We start from the raw sequence: 589 nt of genomic DNA on the forward strand, positions 1-589 counted from the left end.
GTCCTGAGTCATTATAGCAATCCCCTCTAAATTTTATACAACAAGCAATTTCCCCGGAGACCACCCATGCCATACCCTCAAGCCATGAGAGAAAGAGCCATTGCAGCACACCTGGAACAAGGCATGAAAAAGACAGAAGTCTGCACAATCTTCAAGATACAGCGCTCTACCCTTGACCAATGGCTGCGCATCTATGCGGAAGAAGGCAGAACTTGTGCCAAAGAAAAGTATCAGAAAGGGCATAGTCATCACGTTCAAAACATTGAAGCCTTTCGTCAGTTTCTCCAGGAAACCCCGTTTAACACGATCTCCGATCTCCTCATCCCTTTTGAACGGCGTTTTGGGCGCAAAATCCGCTATGAAGCGCTACGCCGTTGGGTGCACCGGCTCGGATTTACGCATAAAAAAAGAGCCTGACCTATGCCGAAGGTGACAAAAGCGCACAGCAACGCTTTGTATGGCAAATAATACCTGGACGCAGAGCGTATCCTCTACATGGACGAAGCCGGCATGCTAGCAAGGGACGTTTACCGTTGGGGCTGATCGGAGAAAGGCCGGCGCAAGTACGAACAGCAGACGGGCAAAAGAC

The 589-nt window shown here is 49.7% G+C and carries 1 protein-coding gene; it reads left to right on the plus strand.

What is annotated here, in order from left to right:
- The first annotated feature begins 66 nt into the window (after nt 1-66).
- Complete coding sequence (locus EII32_RS11525; protein WP_255416468.1) at nt 67-417, plus strand: helix-turn-helix domain-containing protein; 351 nt, start codon at nt 67-69, stop codon at nt 415-417.
- Nucleotides 418-589: the final 172 nt, after the last annotated feature.

The sequence above is a fragment of the Prevotella sp. OH937_COT-195 genome (assembly GCF_003932845.1).
Lineage (GTDB): Bacteria > Bacteroidota > Bacteroidia > Bacteroidales > Bacteroidaceae > Prevotella.

Bases quoted from the DNA above. Each gene is read 5' to 3' on its own strand.
- EII32_RS11525 (WP_255416468.1), top strand. From the start codon at position 67: ATGCCATACCCTCAAGCCATGAGAGAAAGAGCCATTGCAGCACACCTG.